The sequence below is a fragment of the Acinetobacter sp. TUM15064 genome (assembly GCF_008980265.1).
GTDB lineage: Bacteria > Pseudomonadota > Gammaproteobacteria > Pseudomonadales > Moraxellaceae > Acinetobacter.
In genome coordinates this window covers 1-2825 of sequence record NZ_BKFU01000123.1, presented here as the reverse complement: position 1 = coordinate 2825, position 2825 = coordinate 1, and the positions used below count along the sequence as shown (strand labels likewise).

Annotated in this window: 4 protein-coding genes; 3 read left to right on the top strand and 1 reads right to left on the bottom strand. The window is 39.6% G+C overall.

Annotation, left to right across the window (positions count from 1 at the left end; genetic code table 11):
* Positions 1-101 precede the first annotated feature (101 nt).
* Together GBI16_RS17845 and GBI16_RS17840 are read left to right on the top strand one after the other, a co-directional pair.
* Positions 102-950, top strand: a complete 849-nt coding sequence (locus GBI16_RS17845) for a LysR family transcriptional regulator (RefSeq protein WP_151707592.1) — start codon at positions 102-104, stop codon at positions 948-950.
* A gap of 130 nt (positions 951-1080) precedes the next feature.
* Complete coding sequence (locus tag GBI16_RS17840) at positions 1081-1407, top strand: hypothetical protein (RefSeq protein ID WP_151707591.1); 327 nt, start codon at positions 1081-1083, stop codon at positions 1405-1407.
* A gap of 4 nt (positions 1408-1411) precedes the next feature.
* Here GBI16_RS17840 and ruvC read toward each other — a convergent pair whose 3' ends face one another.
* Positions 1412-1957, bottom strand: a complete 546-nt coding sequence (ruvC, locus tag GBI16_RS17835; RefSeq protein WP_086210186.1) for a crossover junction endodeoxyribonuclease RuvC — start codon at positions 1955-1957, stop codon at positions 1412-1414.
* Positions 1958-2079: 122 nt separating this feature from the next.
* Here ruvC and GBI16_RS17830 point away from each other — a divergent pair, with 122 nt between their 5' ends.
* On the top strand, positions 2080-2661 hold the full coding sequence (locus GBI16_RS17830; RefSeq protein ID WP_110975842.1) for an FxsA family protein: 582 nt from the start codon (positions 2080-2082) through the stop codon (positions 2659-2661).
* Positions 2662-2825 lie beyond the last annotated feature (164 nt).

The window sequence follows — 2825 nt, the reverse complement described above, 5'->3', positions numbered from 1 at the left end:
ATTCATGCGCGTGTGGCAGTTCTGAATAGATTTACGGAATTAGGTAGACCTCGCACCCAAGTTGTGTCTTAAATTTGAATGGATTGGGGAGAACTCAGCTTTTGAATGTTTATGCAACAAAGCCTATTGAAACTGGAAGTATTACTGGTGCAGCCAAAAAGTTAAACCGAGTACCTCCCGCAATTACTATTCGCTTACAACAGCTTGAGGAGTATTTGGGAGTGTCACTTTTTATTCGAGAGAAAAAAAGTTTAGTTGCGACACCCAAAGCATTATTACTCTATCAATATGCAAAGCAAATCGTAGCACTGGCGTATGAAGCTGAAAATACAATCAAAGCTGATCAGCCTAGTGGGCCTTTACGAGTGGGGGCATTGGAAAGTATGGCGGCAACAAGATTACCCGCACCACTAGCTCAGTTATATTCGATTTATCCTGCAATTGAATTGGAACTGGTTACAGGTATACGCGATGGTTTATATCAATCTTTACTGGATGGCGAGTTAGATGTTGTTCTAATTGGAGATGCTCCTCAAAATCCACTGTTGAATCGTTCGCTCATTTATGATGAAGAACTTATAATTATTGCGCCTAAGGGGCATCCTAAAATTTTAATGCCGTCAGATGCTGAAAGTGCAACTATTCTTGCATTTAAAGAGGGTTGTTCTTATCGGGATCGACTTTTAAACTGGTATCAGTCCTTTAATATCACACCAAAAAGGATAGCTGAGGTTGCATCCTATCACGCAATTCTAGGTGGTGTAGCCGCGGGCATGGGGATTGCGATTATTCCTAAAACGATGTTAGATACTTTTCCAAATCAAGATTTATTGTCCGTACATTATATAGATTCAGCATTAGGACGCATCCAGATTGAATTAATTTGGAGAAAAGAATTAATTTCTGCAAATATTCAAGCTTTAGAAAAGTGCCTCCTGAATAGGACGTAAATGATTGATTTAATCTTATTCTCGTATGAAACTTTTGGTGATCTTTTTTGCATATTTTATTGGTCAATCTTATGATGTTTCTATCATTTGAATAGAAACTATTGAATTCAAAAATAAAAATGGGGGAAGAATGGATAAATACTTACTGGTCGCCTTGGTGGTTGGTGCATGTATACTTTTGGTGATTTACACTCAACTTGCACCAACAGGTGGGCAAAAAAACTTTAAGCAAATTGTGCAACAGGCATTTAGTCGTTATAAAGTGATTGAAAAAAATTACACCATTATGATTTGTGAGATCAACCATCGCAATGAACCAGAAGAGTTGGTCTTTATCCGTATTGACCCTACTCAAAAGAAAAATTTGCGCACTTCAGGAAGAATGCTGATCGCCACCTATCCCAAAGCACCTTCAGTACGTGAAATGCGTAAAGACTTTAAAGGCTATGTCACTTAATTCATTAGCGTCGACGAGAGCTACTACGGCTGCGTCCACGTGCCATGCCACCTAAAGCATTGAGTACAGCAAGTTTGGTCATACTGCCCGAAGCATGCGCATGACAGATGGCAGCAGCAAGCGCATCGGCGGCATCTTGCTGTGGTTTGATGCTTAGGTTTAAAAGTTTCATCACCATCATTTGTACTTGTTCTTTATCTGCAGCACCGTAACCGACCACAGACTGTTTAATTTGACGGGCTGTGTATTCGGCAACTTGTAAGTCTAGGTTTACTAGTGCAGCAATTGCGGCACCACGTGCTTGCCCGAGCTTCAGTGCAGAGTCAGGGTTTTGTGCCATAAAGACTTGTTCAACAGCAGCTTCAGTTGGACCATGAAATTTTACAATACGATCAATCCCTGCAAAAATACGCTTTAGACGCTCAGGCATTTCAGCTGTTTCAGTACGAATGGTGCCAGCATCGACAAAAATTAGTTTTTGACCTTCTTTTTGAATAATACCGTAGCCTGTGAGGCGAGAACCGGGGTCAATACCAATAATTAATGACATGCAAGCCCTTTAAAAAAAAATATATGCCCATATTGTTACATAAGCGGATGAAAAAAGCTTGATGTAGATTGAGCAGTTGATCATTGCACCTTATTCATTTTGTTGAGATTAGATTAATTTTCATGAAATTATTTCTTTTTATATTGGCTGGTGTCATTCTCGAAGTTTTCGTATGGATTGGCGTGGGCGACCTCGTTGGTAGTATGTGGTACGTATTCTTCTGGTTTATTGCTGCTTTCTTTATTGGCATGAGCCTGATTCGCAAGTACTCAGCAGGTTTAATGCCACAAATGCAGCAAATGCAAACAGGGCAGATGAGCGGTGATCCTGCACTAACCAGTAATCTACCTAAAATTATTGCAGGTTTTCTTTTATTGATTCCTGGTTTGCTAACGGACGTGCTAGCTGTGCTTTTACTTATCCCTGCGGTGCAAAAAGCCATGACAGGCGCATTGATGAAAGTGATGATGAAGCGTCAACAAACGATGATGGAAAAAATGATGGGCGGTATGATGGGAGATATGAATGGCATGGGCGGTAGTGCTCAAGGTCAAAACCCATTTGCAGACATCATGCGTCAGATGCAAGAAATGCAACAACAGCAGGGTGGTTCAGGCTACCGTGACTCGAGTATTATTGATGGTGAAGCACGAGAAGTAACGCCCGATGCGAAAAAAATTGAAATGAAAGATGTGAACAAATAATTTCATATTTAATCTTAAAGCCGAGTTTGACTCGGCTTTTTTTATTGCTTTAAAATGTTGAGGTGTTGATGATTTAAAAGAAATATAACAAGCGATATAATTAATTTTTAAAATTATACTTCTTTTTATGTCATTGCTTTTCACGATTTGTGCTTTGCATTTTG

Bases quoted from the DNA above. Each gene is read 5' to 3' on its own strand.
- GBI16_RS17840 (WP_151707591.1), top strand. From the start codon at position 1,081: ATGGATAAATACTTACTGGTCGCCTTGGTGGTTGGTGCATGTATACTT.
- ruvC (WP_086210186.1), bottom strand. From the start codon at position 1,957: ATGTCATTAATTATTGGTATTGACCCCGGTTCTCGCCTCACAGGCTAC.
- GBI16_RS17830 (WP_110975842.1), top strand. From the start codon at position 2,080: ATGAAATTATTTCTTTTTATATTGGCTGGTGTCATTCTCGAAGTTTTC.